This window comes from Erwinia papayae (genome assembly GCF_058241465.1).
In genome coordinates this window covers 238,571-260,177 of the sequence record NZ_JBZCHT010000009.1, presented here as the reverse complement: position 1 = coordinate 260,177, position 21,607 = coordinate 238,571, and the positions used below count along the sequence as shown (strand labels likewise).

Genomic DNA, 21,607 nt, shown 5'->3' with positions numbered 1-21,607 from the left:
ATTAAAAACCATTATAATGAATTTATCCTTTATCTGACTCGACAGCCTGTTCTTCTCTACGAATCAACAGCGCCATGCAGTGATTAGCATTTATTCCTGCTGAAAAGAAGTGATAAGATTGATTGTCTTGCCAGACAGTGCAGGATCACTGTCGGTATCGGGTAAGCCCGGCAATCGTGAACCGGATTTCACTCTCATTCGAAAGGAATCGTCAGCTATGCAAACATTTGTGATCAATTTAAAACGACATGAAAAAAGAAAGATCAGCATCAGTTCACAGTGTGAAAAATACGGACTTAATTATAAGATAATCAATGCCATAGATGGAAATGATCTTCCCGAAGAGATCTTAAACTCAGTCACCTGGGAATATTACAAATGCCATCTGTCGAAAGGCGAAATAGGTTGTGCACTCAGTCATCTGCACATCTACTCATCTATCCTGGCCAGCAACCTTGATTATGCTCTGATTCTTGAAGATGACGCAGTGCTGAACGAGGAGTTAATTCCCAATCTGACAACAATCAGTACCATAATCAGTACTAAAAAGGCGGAAATTTTCCTTTTATCACAGGCCGACGCGGTTAACAGATATATCAGAAAAAAAACCAGCCCAGGCAAATTTTATTATCGTCTTTCCTATGGTAGCGGCGGACACGCCTATATTATTAACAATATTGCTGCAAGAAAAATCATAGAATGTAATTTACCTGTCAAGTTTGAAGCAGACCGCTGGACTGATTTTCGTGAATCTATTGGCCTTAAAGTATGGTGCTGTGAAAAAAGCATCATTAATACGTCGGCATCATTACATGAAAAATCAAGCCTTGAAGCAGAAAGGAAAAGCAACAGAGATAAAAGAAGTGCCTATCGTCACAGGATCAAAAAAATGCAAAAAATTTATCAATTGAAACGTTTTCGCAATGTCATTATAAACAGAATAGGAAAAATTAATTCTGTTAACAGGATAATTCAACAGCAATAAAAATAACTCTGTTGCAGAGAGATTTACGCGATACTTCAGCATCGGGCCTTAGTTGATCATGATATTTTATTTTCTTATTTTTGTTACGCTGTTTTGTTTAACAGGATTGCTTTTCAACCACTTCAGCCATAATTCAAAGACTGATGATGAACAATACGAGGAGTGTCCTTATGATTAGCACTGAAGGCGGCTGTCATCACGCTTAATTTGCTGAGCCTTAATAAAAATGTCACATCCTTTTGCCAGACTTTAGCCAGAGCGTGAAGAGAAGCCCCCTTTATCACACAGGCCATTGAAAATGATTATTGTTAAGGCAAAAAATTGTAGAGATGCTGAAGAAATGCTCAATTCTGGTATCAGAAGAGTTGAACTTGCCTGTGATATCAACAGTGATGACTTTTTCCGGCTTGCCAGCCACTGGTGCGATCGTGGAGCAAAAATCTTCCGAAAAAATAACCATTTTGTTATTTCACTCAAGGGGTTCAGTATCCCGCCCAACGAATAATTTTGCTCTTTGCCATCAACTTTCAAATCTGCTTAAATCATCGCGAGACCAGCTGAGCAGGTTCGAAAGCAGTGAACAATCAACAAAAAACCAGCATTGAAATTTTTGCCGCAAATCCAGAGCTCTCTTTCCCGGACACTGACTTTTTACAGGACATCGTCCTCTCCTCCGCTTCCGGACATTCTGACGTCATTCTGATGCAGGCAAGTTACAACCTGTCATCTTTCGGGGAAGGTTTGTTCAATGATTTTGCCGTTCCACCGCCTGCTCATCTTACACAGGCAGTGAGAAAACGCCGGGCTGAATATCTTGCAAGCCGGGTCTGCGTGCGCCACGCTCTGACTCTGATGGGCGTTAATGACTTTATACTGGAAAATGATGCTGACCGTTCACCGGTCTGGCCCGCTGGCATAGTGGGTTCACTTTCCCATACCGACAGTTCTGTCCGCCTGTTAGTGGCTCCTTCCGCGAGCGGTAAACTGCTCGGCATTGACTGCGAGCATGTCATCGAGCAGCACACTGCAAAAAAGATGCAGGACATGATTGTCAGTGCGCAAGAGCAAAAGGTTTTGCAGCAAAGCAGATGGCCTTATGGTCTGGCGCTGACCCTGGCCTTTTCTCTGAAAGAGAGCCTTTACAAGGCATTATTTCCACAGATACGCCAGTTCATGGATTTCAGCGCCGCAGAAATTACAACCTGCGATGAAGAGGCCGGTTTGATGGCAATCAGACTGGCCCGTCATTACTCAACAGATTTTCCGGCAGGTCGGCTGTTTACCGGCCACGTCCAGATTCAGCAGAATCAGGTGCTGAGCTGGATTATCGCCCCGCAACGCTAGCAACATTCATGTCAAACCTGTCCTGACGAAACGTTGTGCCGTAAATGGAGTTCAGCCGTAGCGCACAGCACGGTTAAGCCTGTAGATCGGTTCGTCGCACAGCATCGAGCGTTGCCAGCTCCCTCTCCTGCCCGGTCAGTTCGCTGAGTTGCCCGTTACGCATCTCCAACAGACGATCGGCATACAGGAAATAATTATCATCATGACTGATGGCAAACACCGTTTTGCCCATACTTTTCAGCCATGGCAACAGCTCACGATAGAAAATCCGGCGAAAATGAGGATCCTGATCGGCTGCCCACTCATCCAGCAGTAAGATGTCCCGCTCTTCCGCCGCCGCCAGCAGTAATGCCAGCCTTTTGCTCTGCCCCTTTGATAATTTCAGATCCAGCACCCGGTTCCCCTCCAGTTTGATTTTGTCCTGCATCCTGAGGCGCTCCAGCCACTGCCGGACTTTTTCTGTATCTGCCGGTTGCCCGTGTTGGTCGATCAGTCGGTCAAAGAGATGTACATCTGTGAACACCGCAGAAAACAACGCACGATAGCTCTCATTATTTTTTGTATCGATCGGTTCTCCATCCAGCAGAATCTGTCCGGATACCGGCTGGTAAAGACCGGTTAGCAGCATCGCCAGGGTAGATTTCCCACTCCCGTTGCCGCCAATCAGGAATATCAGTTCACCGCGCCGCAAGGTCATATTAACCGGCCCGGTACTGAAGCCACTGTCACCATAGCGATAAACCAGATCGCGCAGCTCAAGGGTATGCCAGTTTCTGGCTGCAGCAGGTAGCATAAAATCGGGCTGATAATGTTCCAGTTCCCAGTCATTCAGTTTTTTGAAGGCAACCTGAGCGCTCAGTAGCACGGGTAAAGCGCCAACCGCCGAAAGTAAAGGCGTTCGTAAAAACAGCAACGTCAGTGAATAGGTTGCAGCAACGGCATTATCAGCCCAGCCAAGAATGTTGGCCATAAAGAACACCAACCCAATTGCGCCTAACATCATGATATTCGACCAGTTGACAGCACTGAGGTGAAAAGTATCTGCCCGGACGATATGGTGACGAAAACGCAGGGCATCCTGCTGATAGACCGTTTCATAAATCTGTTGCGCACGCTGACGGTTCAAAGCCAACTCCTTGCGCCCATCAATGATGGTCTGGTAGTCAGTATATAAATGGTCTTCAATATCGCGAAGCTCGGCCAGATGCCGGTAAACTTTCGATACCAGCAACCAACCGCCGGCAATAGTCACCGCCAGCCAGGCGACAGTCACCAGTAACATGTTCGCTGAAAGCCAGGCCAGATACATCGCTGAGCCTACTGCCAGAATGATGCCCTGAATAAGTTCCGGCAAACGTACAAATGCCAGCGTAATACTGCGTACATCACTGGTTAGCGTAGCCAGTAGCTGTGGGCTTCCAATCTGCTCTATCTTCTCAACATGCGTATCGAGTATGCGTTTAATAAATTCGCCGCGCAGCCGGTAGACAAAATGGTGGCCGAGCAACGTTAACGCCAGTTGCGAGGCCAGGGTTACCGCCATCAGCAACAGCAAAAGGCCAAGAAATTCAGGTAAAACGCGCAGTGAACTGCCCAGAGAAACAATCAGCTCACGATTGATAAAGGCGATCAGTCCTATACCTGATACAGCACTTAACAGACTGAGAATAATGACCGTAACAAAAGGCCAGCGATACTGCCGGTAGACAACGTGAAGCAACTCCATGGCACCATCCAGATAGATTTATTGCAGCCAGCAGTGTAATCAGAAGTCAGGCGATATCAAGAATAATTCTCATTTACGCCGACGCTTTATCGAAAGGCACGTCGGAAGGTCAGGTTGTAACGAAAAGCCCCGGTAAGAGCATGGATGCCGGGTTTAAGTGGCAAAATACCGTGAAAGCGCAGCCGTGAAGGTCCCCCCCAGACCACAATATCACCATGCTCCAGTAGTACTCTTTGTGTGGCATCGCTGCGTTCGAAACCGCCAAACTGGAATACGGCAGGTAATCCTAGTGAGACTGAAACGATAGGATGTCTGAGATCCTGCTCATCTTTATCCTGATGCAGCGTCAGTTTTGCGCCAGGTTCATAGCGATTGATCAGGCAGGCATCCGGCCTGAAATTATCGAAACCCGCTTCTGCGGCGCATAAGGTAGCCATTTGTCGGAAATGTTCAGGCATGGCAGGCCAGCGCTTACCTGTAAGGCTGTCACGTTCACTATACTGATAACCACGGGAATCGGTTGACCAGCCAAAATCGCCACAATTGGTCATCGCCACTGACATCCGGTGTCCGCCCGGAGTGATTCGGTGATGGAAAGGATTTTGCACCGCTATCTCTTCGATCAGCCGCAAAAGGTTGCCGGATTCATCACGCGCCCGCCTGCGCAGGATAACCGCGCCATCAGCCAGTGGCTCAGCCCACGGGGCTTCTTCACTAAACAAATCCAGCATCTTCGCTCCTCAGAGTCCTGTTACGGTTGCACAATAAATGCTTTAAATTGCGGCGACATCCATGTGCGGAAGCCGTCATCCTGTTTAATGATCAGGTAAACTGCCAGTTTTTCACGCAAGGCGAGGGCTTTAGCCCGATCTTCACCCAGCACCATCAGCCCGGTATCCCAGCCATCAGCCTCCAGTGCCGTAGTCGCAATCACCGTGGCCGACACCAGTTTGTGTTGAATTGGTCGACCGGTAGTCGGATCAATCACGTGGGAAATTCGCTTACCATCAAGCTCATAATAGTTGCGATAGCTGCCAGAAGTGCTGATGCCATGCCCCTGTAAATCAACCACAGCCTGCACCGCGTCTTCCTTGTCTGTAGGCTTCTGAATCGCCACCTTCCACGGCTTGTCTTGTGGATTCATCCCACGGCTGAGCACCGCCCCTCCCACAGAAACCAGATAGCGGTTAATACCCTCTTTCTCCATCAACCGGGCCAGATGATCGGTGGCGAATCCTTCGCCTACCGTCGAGAGATCAACATACAATCCGGGCAAATCTTTTTGCAGATAAGCCCCTTCCACCCGTTGGATAACATGTAAATGTTGTAAGCCTGTCTGGCTCCGGGCACCTTCTATCTGAGCCGGGGTCGGCGTTTTTACCGGTTGTTTGTCAGGTCCGAAACCCCAAAGATTAACCAGAGGGCCGACGGTGATATCCATCGCGCCCGCAGTTTTGTGACCAACGCGAAGTGCCAGCGTGACAATATCGGCCATATTTTCACTGACCGGCTGTGGTTCATTACCACGGTACTGATTGAAGCGAGAAATTACCGAATCTTTCTTCCAGGTTGACAGTTCCTGATCATCACTGTCCAGCTGCTGCTGGATCAGTTTTTGTAGGGCGTCTTTACGTTCCGCAGGGACATCAGCGAGGCTGACCCTCCAGAATGTTCCCATAGTGCGCCCATCCAATACCAGCGCTTCAGCGGCCTGACTCTTGTTATGATTGTCGCAACCCGAAATCAGTATAAATGCTGCAAAACCAGTAAAATACAGCCAATTCATCTTCATTTAAAAAAAACTACCTTCAGTTATTTTTGGTACTGAAATAGCAAAAAACAGGGGTTTATTCGATTTTTATACCCTTGACCCTGGCAAAAATGCTAATCAGAATGATTGTTAGCGCACGCTATATCTGGCTGCCCGATTAAGAATTAACAGGAGATCCAGAATGACGTACTGCATTCTTTCAGTGATTTTCATCGCTTTGATTATCTTTGCCGGTTACAAACATTACAAGCAGACGCACAATAAACAGATCTACCGTCCACGTTACCACCGGCTGAATGGGAAATAAGTCAGATATGAGGAGCGAACAAATGAAAGGAAAATCGGGAGCGCAGTCTGACCGCGCTCCTCAACCACATCAGAACTGGTAAACCAGACCCAGGGCGACAACATCGTCAGTGTTGATGCCAGCGCTGTTGGTGAAGTTGTTATCATCCAGCAGGTTAATCTGGTAGTCGACATAGGTAGACATGTTTTTGTTGAAGTAGTAAGTGGCACCTACATCAACATATTTTTTCAGGTTTTGCGAACCAAAGCCCTGGATATCAGTACCACGGGAACTGACGAAAGCCAGAGAAGGACGCAGACCGAAGTCAAACTGATACTGCGCGACCAGTTCCCAGTTATCTGCTTTGTCAGCATAACCGTAAACGGCATCATCACTCGAACCAAAGCGGGTCGCGTTGTAAGAGCGGGTGTACATTGCGGCAAGATAAATGTTGTTCGCATCGTATTTCAGACCGCCCGTATAGGCTGTCGCTTTGTCACCACGTCCAAGAATGCCAGAAGTCCCCGCCGTGCCACCATTTTGCTCAGTAGTACGATCGGAGCTGACCATTGCAGCACCAATGCCAAAGCCAGAACCGAGATCATAAGTAGTGGAAAGTCCCCAACCATCACCGTTCTGACCGAGCACATCACGCCCGTTAGGCGATTCGGTTGCACTGCTGTTTTTGCCCTGATACTGCACTGCGAAATTCCAGCCATCGACCAGGCCAAAGAAGTTGTTGTTACGATAGGTGGCCAGACCATTTCCGCGCTGGAACATAAATTGATCCGCACCATATGTATCGCCACCGAATTCTGGCAGAACATCGGTCCATGCTCCAATGTCATAGGCCACGCCGTAGTTACGGCCGTAGTCGAAGGAGCCACCATCGCCAAATTTCAGACCAGCAAATCCGACACGGGTAAAGCTGTTCGCCGTGCCTTCAGATTCTGCGCTGTTTAACGCCGCCTGGTATTCCCACTGACCGTAACCAGTCAGCTGATCGCTAACCTGGGTTTCACCTTTGAAACCAAAACGAACATAGGACTGGTCACCATTAGCGCCGTCATTGTCAGAGAAGTAATGCAAACCATCGACTTTGCCAAACAGGTCAAGTTTATTGCCATCTTTATTATAGATTTCAGCCGCACCCGCAGAACCAGCGATCAACATCGCCGGGATCATCAGGGAGAGAACGCGAAGTTTCATTTTATTGCCCTCTGGTTGTAATGCATTAATTTGCCACTGCACACTGAACGTTGAAAATTCAGTCATGAATTTCATGTTAATGAGAGAAAAGTAATTATCCATAAAGAAAATGATACCAAATTTCCGATTGTGTTTCAGAACGCAAATTAAATATTTCATTTTGTTAATAAGGAGGAACTTTTGACCAGCACATATTGACAAAAATAGAGCACCAATTGTCAAAATATAAAAAAATATATATTTTACATGAAGTTACCTTGCGCATATTTTTGAGCACTGAATGATAAAAATAAGTGACGCTCAGTGAGATAGAATAGCCCCGCTATCATCATTTTATTTCATTATTACCTTCATTCACCCCGAATGAGTTATTTCACTTTATATTCCCTGCCGGACCTGATGTCCGGCTTTTTTTTGATAAGCTGAATATTTGTCAGATTATGTAAAGGGAAACTGAAGTGCTGAAATAATTTACCAATAAATAACAGCCATCTCTTTTTTAACATCAGCAAGGCACCACAACTGCCGGATTTCCATTCCATTAATAAATCGGGTGTTGATACAGTCTTATTTTCAGCAAGTCCGGAAAATTTTAAGTCCTTACAGCGTATTAACAGATAATATCTGAGTGTGTTTCTTTCTGATTTTCCTGCCGAATAAATGCAGCCACAACTGATTTGTCCGGCAGTTCATCTGCATTGCTGGTGATTTGGCTTTCAGCCTGGCGGCCAGTATCTCCCCGGGCTGCCTGGGTGGTGAGATGAAAATTCGTAAAGCGTTGATCAATGCCTGTGTAACCTTTCAGCACCATCCCGGCCTGTTAAGGAATGAAGACAGTATACGTTTTAGCGCTCTTATTGTCCGGCGTTGTCTGTAAAAGTGATGTTAAAGCAAGAAAACTTATTAACCGTGTTGTTTTCAGGCATTAATTATTAACAGGCCAGATGTACAAAGGGCTGAGGCGATAACCAGCATGCTTAATTTGCAAGCTAAACTTCTTTAAATTCGTTAATTGTGATAAAAGTAGCGGTAATCATAACAGGTCCAGTAACGAAAACGATGACAACACCGGATGCACAACAGTTTAATCACCGCGCAGATGTTTATCATCCTTTCACCAGCGCGGTCTTTCATCGCTGGTGCAGCAGGTTTGAAACATCGATTTTCTCCGCGACACAATGGTCAACAGGAATGGATTCGTTGACTCATATCCTGCTTCAATGTGATGGGAAGTCATAAACCATGTCGAATCACGGTTTTTTTCCTCCATCATGACATCCACTGAATATGCAGGTATTCTCGCCATCCCAGCACTGAGAGAATCTGTTATTCAGTGGTACTGCCCGACGATGATCCTAAGCGCCATCAGCGTATTTCTGCGGGTCGCCAACGCCTGGCCGTCATTACATTCACAGGGGTAAGTTACACTATGTTGTCATACAAATTCCCTTTGAAGTCAGGCAACATCACCCATTTTTTTGTGATGTTTATTCTGCTGGTGCTGCTTGGCTCAGGGTTTATGATCCACAATGCGGTTAATGCCTGGTTAATGGATAAACGCTATGCGATGGCAGACATTGCCCACGCAATGCAAAAGCGTATCAACACCTATCGCTTTGCGACCTGGCAGATTTATGAAAACCTCGCCGCCAGCGCAACTGGCGCTCCATCTGGGAGCCTTCAGGAAACGCGCCTGCGTCCGGATGTTTACTACCTGGAGAAAACCCGCCGCAAAACGGAATCTCTTATTTTCGGCTCTCATGACGGTGGCACGCTGGACATGACGCTGCGTATGTCCAACTATCTGGATACGCTGTGGGGTGCTGAAAACAGTACCTGGTCAATGTATTTTCTGGACGGGCAGGATAACAGTCTGATTCTCATCTCAACGCTGCCATTAAAGGATATGGCAACCCGTTATAAAGAGAGTGCAATCAGTAATATTTTTGACTCCCGCCGTGCCGAAATGCTGCAACAGGCTAATGCGCTGGACGAGCGCGAAAGCTTTTCACCACTGCGGCGTTTTACCTGGCAAAACGACCACTATTTCACCGTTCGTACCACTTTTAATCAGCCGGGACATCTGGCAACGGTGGTGGCATTTGATTTGCCTGTCAACGATCTCATCCCACTTAATATGCCGCTGGAAAACTTCCAGCTTAAACAGGATAACAGCGGGACGAGCGAGAATTCCGACAGCAATGAGGCCAGTAGTAGCACCAGCGTCTCGCTAATGAATCCTAACGTGGAAGTTTCCGCTTCGCTGACCAGCACACCACTTCAGCTCATCCATCGTGTCCCGATAACCGGTCTGATTATGGATACGTTGCATAATCTGATGTGGCCACTGCTGACCAATCTGGTGCTGGTGCTGTTGTCGCTGTGCGGGTTGTTTCTGTCGCGTCAGCAATCGCTTCGGCCCAGTGAAAATCAGAGTGCTGAACTGGATTCACTGCGTGTATTAAATGAAGAGATTGTTGGCAGCCTGCCGGTAGGCCTGCTGGTTTATGACTTCTCCAGTAATCGCACAATCATCAGTAACAAGATTGCTGAACATCTGTTGCCACACCTTAATCTGCAAAAAATCATCAATATGTCCGACCAGCACCAGGGCGTACTCCAGGCGACGGTGAATAATGAAGTTTATGAAATTCATCATGCCCGCAGTGTGATCTCACCAAACACGCAATTGTTTATGATGCGCGATCAGGATCGTGAACTGCTGGTGAACAAGAAATTGCAGAAAGCCCAGCAGATACTGGATAAAAATCATCAGACTCGTCAGCAACTGTTACAAAATCTTGGCCATGCGCTTAATCGTCCATTACACAACGTCATCAGTCTGCTTCAGCAACTCAGTCACACTCAGCACTCCGACACTATCAGCGATGCTCTTGAAGAATCCCAGGGACTGAGCCGTCTGGTAGACGACATTGTTCTGCTTAACCGGCTGGAAACCCATGAATGGGCACCGGACGCCGGTGCTTTCAATATGCAAACCGTGCTGGACGAACTGGTGACAGAAGCTCTGCCCTCTTTGCGCCGTAAAGGGTTGAGACTGCTGGTGAATAACCGGCTGAGCATGGATGAAAATCGCTTCAGCGACCGGCGAGCCCTATACAAAATACTGAACACACTCTTGCATTATGCCATCACCACCACCGCATGGGGACGAATCACCATTGAAGTGAGCCATCCTCAGGACCGTCCGGACGTGTTGATAATTGAAATTGTCGATACTGGCGCAGGCCTTACGGTGGATGAGCTGGGTAATGCTGATTTCCCATTCCTTGGTGAAACCAGTCAGGATCGTTTCAGTCAGGCTTCGGGACTCTCTCTTTTCCTGATCAAACAGCTTTGTAAACAGCTGAGCGGTCAACTGGACATTATTGCCCGACCAGACATTGGTACACGCTTCACCGTCCAGATACATGCTCCGCAGGAGTTACAGCAGCCGCAGGAAGAGAAGTTGCTGGAGGGACTGACCACACTGATTGATATCTCAGTGGACGACGTCAGAAAAATCGTGGTTCGCCAGCTTGAAAACTGGGGAGCCAGTTGCATTACCCCGGATGAACGTTTTTCCGGGCAGGATCACGATGTTCTGATCACTGATGAACCGGCGAATGTCACGCCGTGGTCGTTATTGCTCACGGACGATGAATCAGGCTACACCGCGCTCTCCCGTAATCAGTTCAGAGTCAATTTCAACCTCAGTAACGCAATGCAGGACGCATTACTTCAACTGATTGAACAACAACTGGCCCTGGATGAAACAGTTGAAGAACAGGACGTGGCCCAGCTATTTTCGCCGGGTTACTTCCAGCTCTTTGTCGATACAGTACCAGACGATGTGAAGAGATTGTATAATGAAGCGGCCGAGGGAGATTTGAGTTCGCTTGCTCAAACCGCGCATCGCCTGAAAGGCGTGTTTGCCATGCTTAATTTGACACCAGGCAAGCAGCTCTGTGAGACGTTAGAACAGCACATTACAGAGTGTGACATTTCAAACATTAAAAATACCACCAGTGAGATTGACAGCTACGTCAATGAACTGTTGCAGCAAGGTAACCAAATAATATGAATAACTTGAACGTAATCATTGCCGATGATCATCCAATCGTGCTGTTCGGCATTCGTAAATCGCTCGAACAGATCGAATGGGTCAATGTTGTGGGTGAATTCGAAGATTCCACGGCGTTAATCAACAGCCTGTCAAAACTTGATGCCAATGTACTGATTACTGACCTGTCGATGCCGGGCGAAAAATACGGCGACGGCATCACCCTGATCAAATATATCAAGCGTCACTACCCTGACCTGTCGATTATTGTGCTGACGATGAACAATAATCCGGCCATTCTCAGTGCCGTTCTGGACCTGGATATCGAAGGGATCGTGCTGAAACAAGGTTCCCCAACCGATCTGCCAAAAGCGCTGGCTGCCCTGCAAAAAGGCAAAAAGTATACGCCTGAAAGCGTGGCAAAACTGCTGGAAAAAATCAGTGCGGGTGGCTATAGCGACAAGCGTTTATCGCCTAAAGAGAGTGAAGTACTGCGTCTGTTTGCCGAAGGTTTCCTGGTGACAGAAATTGCCAAGAAGCTGAACCGCAGCATTAAAACCATCTCCAGCCAGAAAAAATCAGCGATGATGAAACTGGGCGTGGATAACGATATTGCGCTGCTGAACTATCTCTCGTCAGTCAGCACAATGCCTGTCGATAAAGACTGATTCCCCGGCAGGATAAAAAAAGGCGAATGTTAAATTCGCCTTTTTTATTGCCAGAACGGTGCTCAGCTTTCTCTGCCCTTACGCACCCGCTCCGCGTAAAAGGCCAGCGTCTGCTGTAATGTATCCAGCGTCACCGGTTTCGACAGACAATTATCCATTCCCGCTTCCATGCAACGCTGCTTCTCTTCGGCCAACGCATTGGCGGTAACACCCACAACCGGAAAAGTCAGGCCAAGCTGACGCAACCGTTGTGTCAGGCGATATCCGTCCATATTTGGCATGTTCACATCGGTCAGCACGATGTCAAATTCGTGACGACTCAACACATTAAGGGCATCCACGCCATCCTGGGCGGTTTTCACCCGGTAGCCCAGAGTTCCTAACTGATCGGAAAGTAGCATCCGATTAATTGGATGGTCATCTACCACCAGAATCAGAATGTCTTCATTGCTGGCGCTCTGCTCTTCCGTCTCCGGTAGCCCCGGCAGCAGGTCGGGCATACTGACATCAACCCGGGAGATTCGGCCCAACAGCACCGGCAGCTCATGGGGTGTGGTGGTGCCATAAATCCAGCGCCCGCAGATCACCTCTAGCGGACCGTCATTATGGCTGCCGTCAAAGCGGATAACCGCGCGCACCGTTTGCTGAGTCTGGAAGTCATAATCGGTCACGATGACATCATCATGACCACACTGAGCGCCCTCTTCCAGCCGCAATACGTTGATACCGTGTTGCTGCAACAATTTATGCAGGAACGTCGACAGCGTGTCATTCCGCAATTCCAGCCAGCATGTCCTGCCATGGAGCCCCTCATGTAGCACCGGCGTCATTATCTGACTGTTATACAATGGAATGCGCACCACAAACTGGCTGCCCATTCCCGGCTCCGAATCCACTTCAATATCACCGTCCATCATATTGATCAGCTTTTCACAGATAGCCAGCCCCAGACCCGTGCCATGAAAATTACGCTGAACCCCACTGCCTACCTGGAAAAAAGGATCAAACAGTCGGGGAATTTCTTTTGCCGGGATGCCCACACCGGTATCACGCACACAGAAAACCAGGTAACCGTCCCTGATGTAAGATTGCAGGATGATACCGCCAGTGTGGGTGAATTTGATGGCGTTGTTCAGCAAATTGGAAATGACCTGTTGCAGGCGAAGCGGATCGCCATCGAGGGTGACCGGCACATCACTGTCAATAAAGCACCACAGCGTCAGCCGTTTCTTCACCACCATCGCCAGATAGCTGGAGGCGATATGGGTAATCACCTCACGCGGAGAAAATTCTCGGGGTTCAATTCTTAGCTGTTCCGATTCGATTTTAGAAAAATCAAGAATATCGCTAATGATCTTCAGTAACAGGCTGGAGGAGTTGTTCATCGCGGTTACCAGCGACTCCACGCCTTTAGGTAGCGATTTGGTTTGTAACAGGTCGAGATTACCAATAATGCCATACAGCGGGGTACGCAGCTCGTGACTGACCGTGGCGAGAAACATCGATTTCGACTGGCTGGCCTGTTCTGCGGCCTGTGCCATCTCCTGAAGTGACTCTTCCATTTTCACCCTGGCACTCACATCCACCAGCACACAAATTGCGACGTTTTCATTGCGATAGCGCGAATGAACAAAGCTGATTTGCAGGTTAGTATTACTGCCGGTCAGGACATCGACAAAATTTACCTGCTGACCACAAATGATTTCGGTCAACCGCTGCCGGTCTTCCTGCGTCAGCATACTGAGATAATTATGCGCCAGCTCATTACTGAGGATATTGGTGCCGTCGCTGGTGCGTAAAATACAAATCCCCACCGGCGCTGAAGCAACAATTTTGCGGTTAAATTGTTCGTGTTCTTCCAGACGCTGCGCATTATCTTCCGCAGGCAGGAACATACGTCGTTCAAATAACCAGGCAAAAGTGAACAGGAAAATCGCACTGATCACATTCAGCAAAATGGCATTGATGATCAGCATTTTCAGCTTCTCGACCAAATCGCTGGTCTGAACAGAGTAGACTACGGTCAGAGAAGACGGCGTCAGCGTCTTTTTCATCACCAGTTGCTTATAGCCGTTAATGTAGCCAAACCAGCTACTGTCATCCGGCAGGTCATCAAGTGAAATACGCTCCCCTGTGCGAGAAGAAGACATAATCCGTTGATTATTCGCATCTAGTAATATGGCGGTGGCCGGGAACGAGCCGGGCGCAATAAAGTCTTCCAGCCTGATGGTCTGCTCAATTCCCAACAGCGCCGCCATCCTGCTGACCACATACACCGGGGTCAACATGTAGTAGTAACCGACACCGGGCTGGCCTGATGGCACTACCCAAAAGATACTGTTTTTGCGCTCTTCGCCATTGGCGTTACGGTATTTAAGGATATGTTCCTGTAGTGACTTCAACGCGTGACCACGATCGACAGAAGCATTGCCTACGCCAAAATCTGCCAGACACAGGCTCTCCCCTCCTACAAAAAATACCCGGTTCAGCTCATAAGCTGATGAGAAATTGTCTTTCCAGTAGCGCAGAAAATAGCTCTGTGACTCCAGTGAGTTACGCCACATACTGCTCATGGTTCCACAATCTGAATCGGAATAAAGCGGGTAAAACTGAGGCAGGGTATTTTTACCAGGGAACATGCCGTTCAGCACATCAAGGCCATTGGCGGAAGCGTTAAGGCGATTTTCAGCGATGAACTTAAGCTCACGGGTAACGTCAGCCGAGTGAGTGATGTACCACTGCACCTGCTCAACGTTAGCGTTAAACTCCTGGCGCACCTGCCCTTCTTTCTCGTGCAGTACATTAATAATATAAAATGTCGTCAGCAATGCGCCCAACGTCCAGAGCATTAGCGCCAGCGCACGAAACAGATAGCGGGAGATCCGCAACGTGGTTCTGAAGGAGACTAAGTATTTCAAACGAAACCCTATAGAGCGGCTGACCATCGACCAATTTGATCCCAATACAGTACCGCCAGAACTGCAAAAAAGCCAGCCAACCACCCCTTGCACAGAGAGAAAAGTCTCTGCTCCAGCGAGTGTCCTGCCAGGACTGATAAAGACAGACCCGCTTTTCCGCCAGCCCGCTCAGCCAGAAAGAAAAACCCCCGGTCAGCAGTGTACTGACCGGGGGTTTTCAGCGGTGACAGAAGGTTCAGAAACGCCGGAGATTACTCTTGCTCATCGCCTTCCGCTGCATCGTCGTCGCTGTCGACTTCCGGGGCAATATCATCGTCCCCTTCCGCCACGCTGCCGTCGATCGCATCCAGCTCTTCTTCCGCGACCGGCTCGGCCACACGTTGCAGGCCCACGACATTTTCATCTTCAGCGGTGCGGATCAGGATAACGCCCTGAGTGTTACGCCCCACCACGCTCACTTCAGAAACGCGCGTGCGCACCAGCGTTCCGGCGTCGGTGATCATCATGATCTGATCGCTGTCGACAACCTGAACTGCTCCTATCACAGGTCCGTTACGCTCGGTCACTTTGATCGAGATAACCCCCTGTGTTGCGCGGGACTTGGTAGGATATTCACTGTTATCGGTACGCTTACCGTAACCGTTTTGTGTCACGGTAAGGATGGCGCCCTCATCACGAGGCACGATCAGTGATACCACCCGGTCGCCTTCCGCCAGTTTGATACCCCGGACGCCCGATGCGGTGCGTCCCATGGCGCGAACAGCCTCCTCAGAGAAGCGCACCACTTTACCGGCAGCAGAGAACAACATGGCTTCGTCTTTACCATTGGTCAGCGCCACACCAATCAGTTCATCGTCATCACGCAGATTCACCGCAATAATACCGGCGCTACGCGGACGGCTGAACTCCTGCAACGCGGTTTTCTTCACCGTGCCGCTGGCCGTCGCCATGAAGATATTCCAGCCTTCGGCATATTCCCGCACCGGAAGGATCGCGGTGATACGCTCGTTAGCTTCCAGCGGCAACAGGTTGACGATAGGTCGGCCACGGGCTCCGCGACTTGCTTCCGGCAGCTGGTACACCTTCATCCAGTAGAGGCGGCCACGACTGGAGAAGCACAGAATGGTGTCATGGGTATTGGCAACCAGCAGGCGATCAATGAAGTCTTCTTCTTTAATGCGCGCAGCCGATTTGCCTTTTCCACCGCGACGCTGGGCTTCATAATCCGTCAGTGGCTGATACTTGACATAGCCCTGATGAGACAGGGTAACCACCACGTCTTCCTGGTTGATCAAATCTTCGATATTGATATCAGCGCTGTTGGCGGTGATTTCAGTGCGTCGCTTATCACCGAACTGATCGCGGATCAGCTCCAGTTCTTCGCGGATAACCTCCATCAGACGCTCGGCGCTTTCGAGGATATGGATAAGCTCAGCAATCTGCTCCAGCAGCTCTTTATACTCATCCAGCAGTTTTTCATGTTCCAGCCCGGTGAGTTTTTGCAGGCGCAGATCCAGAATGGCCTGTGCCTGTTGCTCTGTCAGCCAGTACTGCCCTTCACGGATACCAAACTGGTCTTCAAGCCACTCCGGCCGAGCCGCGTTATCTCCGGCACGCTCCAGCATGGCGGACACGTTGCCTAAATCCCAGGCCTGCGCAATCAGCCCCGCTTTTGCTTCGGCGGGCGTTGGCGCACGGCGAATCAGTTCAATAATCGGGTCGATGTTCGCCAGGGCTATCGCCAGCGCTTCAAGGATATGCGCACGGTCGCGTGCTTTACGCAGTTCAAAAATAGTGCGGCGTGTGACCACTTCACGGCGGTGACGAACGAAGGCTTCCAGAATCTCCTTCAGCGACATAATTTTTGGCTGTCCCTGATGCAGGGCCACCATATTAATGCCGAAAGAGGTCTGTAACTGCGTCAGCGAATAGAGATTATTCAGCACCACTTCGCCAACCGCATCGCGTTTGATCTCAACGACGATACGCATACCATCTTTATCTGATTCGTCACGCAGCGCGCTGATCCCTTCAAGGCGCTTCTCTTTTACCAGCTCCGCCATTTTCTCTATCAGGCGGGCTTTGTTCACCTGGTAGGGAATTTCGTGAATGACGATGGTTTCGCGGCCGGTTTTGGCATCAACTTCCACCTCGCCTCGCGCGCGAATGTAGATTTTGCCGCGCCCCGTGCGGTAAGCCTCCTCAATACCACGGCGACCATTGATAATCGCAGCGGTAGGGAAATCCGGGCCTGGAATATGTTCCATCAGGGCTTCAAGGCTGATGTTCTCATCATCGATATACGCGAGACAGCCGTTGATTACTTCGGTCAGGTTATGTGGAGGAATGTTGGTCGCCATCCCAACGGCAATCCCTGAGGCACCATTAACCAGCAGGTTAGGGATTTTAGTCGGCATAACATCCGGGATTTGCTCGGTGCCGTCGTAGTTAGGCACATAGTCGACGGTTTCTTTTTCGAGGTCCGCCAGCAACTCATGAGCAATTTTCGACATACGCACTTCGGTGTAACGCATTGCAGCGGCGGAGTCACCGTCAACGGAACCGAAGTTGCCCTGGCCATCCACCAGCATATAACGCAGTGAAAACGGCTGCGCCATACGAACAATGGTGTCATACACCGCAGTATCGCCATGCGGATGGTATTTACCGATAACGTCACCCACCACACGGGCAGACTTTTTATAAGGTTTATTCCAGTCATTGCCCAGCACGTTCATGGCATAGAGGACACGACGGTGTACTGGTTTCAGGCCATCGCGAACATCAGGCAATGCGCGGCCAACGATGACCGACATGGCATAATCGAGGTAGGAATTTTTCAACTCTTCTTCGATATTGACCGGTGTGATTTCTCTTGCCAGGTCACTCATTAAGGCGCTTTCCTTCTAAAATATACCCGGATTCAAAGGTGCGAAAGTATATCACCTTTAGGCCAGGTGGTGAATGGAAAGCATCGTTTTGCACGCTTTAATCGCGCCTGAATGGATTGAAAATGGCGCACTGCCCCGCAGAGGGTGGAAAGATGTATACTTCTGGCAAACTTTCCACGGAGCAAGAGTGAATGAAAGCAGAACAAAACGGCAGGTCTGTGAATGTCGATGATCAAGAGATTGCTAAATTTGAAGCCGTCGCCTCACGCTGGTGGGATCTGGAAGGCGAATTCAAACCATTACATCGCATTAATCCGTTACGCCTGGGTTATATCGCTGAACGCAGCAACGGCCTGTTTGGCAAAAAAGTGCTGGATGTCGGCTGCGGCGGCGGCATCCTTGCCGAGAGCATGGCGCGTGAAGGGGCACAGGTCACCGGGCTGGACATGGGCGCAGAGCCGTTACAGATAGCCCGACTGCATGCGCTGGAAAGCGGCGTTAAAGTCGATTACCTGCAACAGACGGTAGAAGAACATGCAGAGCAATTTCCCGCACAGTATGATGTGGTCACCTGCATGGAGATGCTGGAGCATGTCCCGGACCCCCGTTCGGTCGTTCATGCCTGCGCCCGCCTGGTTAAGCCCGGAGGCGAAGTGTTTTTCTCCACCCTGAACCGCAACAGCAAAGCCTGGCTTTTGGCCATTGTGGGTGCGGAATATCTGCTGCGCATGGTGCCACGCGGCACCCACGACATTAAGAAATTTATCCGTCCTGGCGAACTGCTCAACTGGCTTGACGATACCCCGCTGCGCGAGCGCCATATTACTGGTCTGCACTACAACCCGTTAACCAACAAATTTAAACTGGCACCCGGCGTGGACGTTAACTATATGCTTCACACCCATTGCCCGGCTGAATAAGGCCCAGCCCGGAGAGCAAAGCTCCGCATCCGAGCCACGCAAAACCGCGCCTGACAGCGACCCGCTGCGGCAGCTCAACCCAATGCCGGGTTCAGCTGCCAGCTTAAGACACCCTGCTTCAGCACCAGAAAATGACACGGGGCACCTGAAGAGAAAAAATATTACGCAGGTCTGCCGAGCGGTATTGCTGTTAAAAAATTCACGTCCAGTCAGAACTGAACAAGAATGCTGCGGGCGTCAGAGTTTCTAAAAAATTTCTTAAGCGGTTGACTTACTGCATCGCCTTGAGAAACGCGGACTTAGGAAAAAAGCCAGCTGTCGAACAGTAAAACCTTGTGAAAATCAAGCCTTGTTAAGCAGTGATTAATTACTAGAATACTCACCATATTGTTACCCATTCTCCATTTGCCCCCTATATATAGTGTTTATCCACAATGTTACTCACATGTGTATAACCGGGGGATACTTTTGACTTCACGGACAGGATAAAACGCGCAATGAATCAAAGCCTGCTTGTCACAAAACGCGATGGCCGCACTGAACGAATCAATCTGGACAAAATCCACCGTGTGCTTGACTGGGCTGCTGAAGGCCTGCAAAACGTTTCCGTTTCACAGGTCGAACTGCGTTCACATATCCAGTTCTATGAAGGGATCAGAACCTCTGATATCCACGAAACCATTATTAAATCCGCCGCCGATTTGATCTCACGTGAAGCGCCGGACTACCAGTACATGGCTGCCCGCCTGGCTATTTTCCACCTGCGCAAAAAAGCTTATGGTCAGTTCGAGCCACCAAAGCTGTATGACCAGGTAAAACGGATGGTTGATCTGGGAAAATACGACCGCCATCTGCTTCAGGATTACAGCGTGGAAGAGTTTGAACAGATGGACGGCTTCATCGACCACTGGCGCGATATGAACTTTTCCTATGCGGCAGTGAAGCAGATGGAAGGGAAATATCTGGTTCAGAACCGCGTCAGCGGCGAAATCTATGAAAGCGCCCAGTTCCTCTACATGCTGGTCGCGGCCTGCCTGTTTTCCGACTACCCACGTGAAACCCGGTTGGATTTCGTCAGACGCTTCTATGACGCGGTCACCACCTTTAAGATTTCGCTGCCGACGCCAATCATGTCCGGGGTACGCACCCCCACCCGCCAGTTCAGCTCCTGCGTATTAATCGAATGTGGCGACAGTCTGGATTCCATCAACGCCACCTCCAGTGCCATTGTTAAGTATGTTTCTCAGCGGGCGGGCATCGGTATCAACGCCGGACGCATTCGTGCACTGGGTAGCCCAATCCGTGGCGGTGAAGCATTCCATACCGGCTGTATTCCTTTTTACAAGCACTTCCAGACAGCGGTGAAGTCCTGCTCGCAGGGCGGTGTGCGTGGCGGCGCGGCAACGCTGTTCTACCCGATGTGGCATCTGGAAGTTGAAAGCCTGCTGGTACTGAAAAATAACCGGGGTGTGGAAGGAAACCGCGTTCGTCACATGGACTACGGCGTGCAGATCAACAAGCTGATGTACACCCGCCTGCTGAAAGGCGGTGATATCACCCTGTTCAGCCCGTCGGACGTCCCCGGGCTGTACGACGCTTTTTTTGCCGATCAGGATGAGTTCGAGCGTCTGTATACCCGATATGAGCAGGATGACAGCATTCGTAAGCAGCGTGTGAAGGCGGTTGATCTGTTTTCACTGATGATGCAGGAGCGTGCTTCAACGGGTCGTATCTACATTCAGAACGTCGATCACTGCAACACTCACAGCCCGTTCGATCCATCAATTGCGCCAGTACGCCAGTCTAACCTCTGTCTGGAAATCGCCCTGCCGACCAAACCCCTGACCGACGTTAACGACGAGAATGGCGAAATCGCCCTTTGTACCCTGTCGGCTTTCAATCTGGGTGCCATTGACAGTCTTGACGATCTTGAAGAGCTGGCGATCCTTGCCGTTCGTGCGCTGGACGCCCTGCTCGACTACCAGGATTACCCTATCCCTGCGGCAAAACGCGGGGCGATGGGACGCAGAACCCTCGGCATCGGCGTAATCAACTTTGCCTGCTACCTGGCAAAACACGGCGTTCGCTATTCTGACGGCAGCGCCAATAATCTGACGCACCGTACCTTTGAAGCTATCCAGTATTACCTGCTGAAAGCCTCAAACGAGCTGGCAAAAGAGCAGGGTGCCTGCCCGTGGTTTAACGAAACCACCTATTCACAGGGCATTCTGCCCATCGATACCTACAAAAAAGATCTGGACACCATCAGCAACGAGCCGCTGCACCTCGACTGGGAAACGCTGCGTGAACAGATCAAAACCCACGGCCTGCGTAACTCCACGCTGTCAGCGCTGATGCCATCAGAGACTTCCTCGCAGATTTCGAATGCCACCAACGGCATTGAACCCCCGCGTGGCCACATCAGCATTAAAGCGTCAAAGGATGGTATTTTGCGCCAGGTGGTGCCGGAGTATGAGCGTCTGAAAGACAGTTACGAACTGCTGTGGGAAATGCCAAATAACGATGGCTATCTGCAACTGGTCGGGCTGATGCAGAAATTTATTGACCAGGCGATCTCCTCTAACACCAACTACGACCCGACACGCTTCGCCAACGGTCGCGTGCCGATGAAGCAGTTGCTGAAAGATTTGCTGACCGCCTACAAATTTGGCGTGAAGACCCTGTACTACCAGAACACCCGTGATGGTGCAGAAGATGCGCAGGACGATCTGGCGCCATCGATTCAGGATGACGGCTGCGAAAGCGGTGCCTGCAAAATTTAAGTTAAGATGGGGCGCGTTAATGCGCCCCCTTCACTGTTCCCGT

15 protein-coding genes are annotated in these 21,607 nt (G+C 49.7%); 8 read left to right on the top strand and 7 right to left on the bottom strand.

Features of this window, described 5'->3' with window-relative positions:
* Positions 1–217 precede the first annotated feature (217 nt).
* The 3 genes from AC3RPL_RS06035 (at position 218) to AC3RPL_RS06025 (ending at position 2,329) form a co-directional block, all read left to right on the top strand.
* Entirely contained in the window at positions 218–985 is a 768-nt protein-coding gene (locus AC3RPL_RS06035) for a glycosyltransferase family 25 protein (RefSeq protein WP_490739303.1), read from the top strand.
* Between the two features lie 301 nt (positions 986–1,286).
* Complete coding sequence (locus tag AC3RPL_RS06030; protein WP_490740641.1) at positions 1,287–1,490, top strand: hypothetical protein; 204 nt, start codon at positions 1,287–1,289, stop codon at positions 1,488–1,490.
* Positions 1,491–1,561: 71 nt separating this feature from the next.
* Complete coding sequence (locus tag AC3RPL_RS06025; RefSeq protein ID WP_490739302.1) at positions 1,562–2,329, top strand: 4'-phosphopantetheinyl transferase family protein; 768 nt, start codon at positions 1,562–1,564, stop codon at positions 2,327–2,329.
* A 73-nt stretch (positions 2,330–2,402) separates the two neighbouring features.
* Here the strand turns inward: AC3RPL_RS06025 and AC3RPL_RS06020 are convergent, their stop codons facing one another.
* From AC3RPL_RS06020 to apbE, 3 genes are all read right to left on the bottom strand, one after another.
* Positions 2,403–4,055, bottom strand: coding sequence for a multidrug ABC transporter permease/ATP-binding protein (locus AC3RPL_RS06020; protein ID WP_490739301.1), 1,653 nt, complete (start codon positions 4,053–4,055; stop codon positions 2,403–2,405).
* 86 nt (positions 4,056–4,141) lie between these two features.
* Positions 4,142–4,786: a DNA oxidative demethylase AlkB gene (gene alkB, locus AC3RPL_RS06015; protein WP_034938028.1), complete on the bottom strand. Its 645-nt coding sequence runs from the start codon at positions 4,784–4,786 to the stop codon at positions 4,142–4,144.
* A gap of 20 nt (positions 4,787–4,806) precedes the next feature.
* Complete coding sequence (gene apbE, locus AC3RPL_RS06010; protein WP_490739300.1) at positions 4,807–5,847, bottom strand: FAD:protein FMN transferase ApbE; 1,041 nt, start codon at positions 5,845–5,847, stop codon at positions 4,807–4,809.
* Positions 5,848–6,007: 160 nt separating this feature from the next.
* Between apbE and AC3RPL_RS06005 the strand changes: the two genes are divergently transcribed.
* A complete protein-coding gene (locus AC3RPL_RS06005) occupies positions 6,008–6,133 on the top strand; it encodes a hypothetical protein (RefSeq protein WP_490739299.1) in 126 nt (41 codons plus the stop codon).
* A gap of 69 nt (positions 6,134–6,202) precedes the next feature.
* Here the strand turns inward: AC3RPL_RS06005 and ompC are convergent, their stop codons facing one another.
* Entirely contained in the window at positions 6,203–7,321 is a 1,119-nt protein-coding gene (ompC, locus tag AC3RPL_RS06000) for a porin OmpC (RefSeq protein ID WP_490739298.1), read from the bottom strand.
* Between the two features lie 610 nt (positions 7,322–7,931).
* The gene (locus tag AC3RPL_RS05995; RefSeq protein WP_490739297.1) at positions 7,932–8,132 is read right to left on the bottom strand and encodes a hypothetical protein; all 201 of its coding nucleotides are present in this window, start codon (positions 8,130–8,132) and stop codon (positions 7,932–7,934) included.
* Positions 8,133–8,750: 618 nt separating this feature from the next.
* On the opposite strand from AC3RPL_RS05995, the gene rcsD reads away from it, so the two are divergent.
* Both rcsD and rcsB read left to right on the top strand, forming a co-directional pair.
* On the top strand, positions 8,751–11,405 hold the full coding sequence (rcsD, locus tag AC3RPL_RS05990; RefSeq protein ID WP_490739296.1) for a phosphotransferase RcsD: 2,655 nt from the start codon (positions 8,751–8,753) through the stop codon (positions 11,403–11,405).
* A complete protein-coding gene (rcsB, locus tag AC3RPL_RS05985) occupies positions 11,402–12,052 on the top strand; it encodes a response regulator transcription factor RcsB (RefSeq protein ID WP_490739295.1) in 651 nt (216 codons plus the stop codon). Before rcsD ends, rcsB begins: the two co-directional genes overlap by 4 nt.
* A gap of 62 nt (positions 12,053–12,114) precedes the next feature.
* Here rcsB and rcsC read toward each other — a convergent pair whose 3' ends face one another.
* Both rcsC and gyrA read right to left on the bottom strand, forming a co-directional pair.
* Positions 12,115–14,970, bottom strand: coding sequence for a two-component system sensor histidine kinase RcsC (gene rcsC / locus AC3RPL_RS05980; protein WP_490739294.1), 2,856 nt, complete (start codon positions 14,968–14,970; stop codon positions 12,115–12,117).
* Positions 14,971–15,221: 251 nt separating this feature from the next.
* The gene (gene gyrA / locus AC3RPL_RS05975; RefSeq protein WP_490739293.1) at positions 15,222–17,861 is read right to left on the bottom strand and encodes a DNA topoisomerase (ATP-hydrolyzing) subunit A; all 2,640 of its coding nucleotides are present in this window, start codon (positions 17,859–17,861) and stop codon (positions 15,222–15,224) included.
* A 191-nt stretch (positions 17,862–18,052) separates the two neighbouring features.
* On the opposite strand from gyrA, the gene ubiG reads away from it, so the two are divergent.
* Both ubiG and nrdA read left to right on the top strand, forming a co-directional pair.
* Positions 18,053–18,781 carry a bifunctional 2-polyprenyl-6-hydroxyphenol methylase/3-demethylubiquinol 3-O-methyltransferase UbiG gene (gene ubiG / locus AC3RPL_RS05970; protein WP_490739292.1) on the top strand — a complete coding sequence of 243 codons (729 nt, stop codon included), beginning with the start codon at positions 18,053–18,055 and terminating at the stop codon, positions 18,779–18,781.
* A 497-nt stretch (positions 18,782–19,278) separates the two neighbouring features.
* Entirely contained in the window at positions 19,279–21,564 is a 2,286-nt protein-coding gene (gene nrdA / locus AC3RPL_RS05965; protein ID WP_490739291.1) for a class 1a ribonucleoside-diphosphate reductase subunit alpha, read from the top strand.
* Positions 21,565–21,607 lie beyond the last annotated feature (43 nt).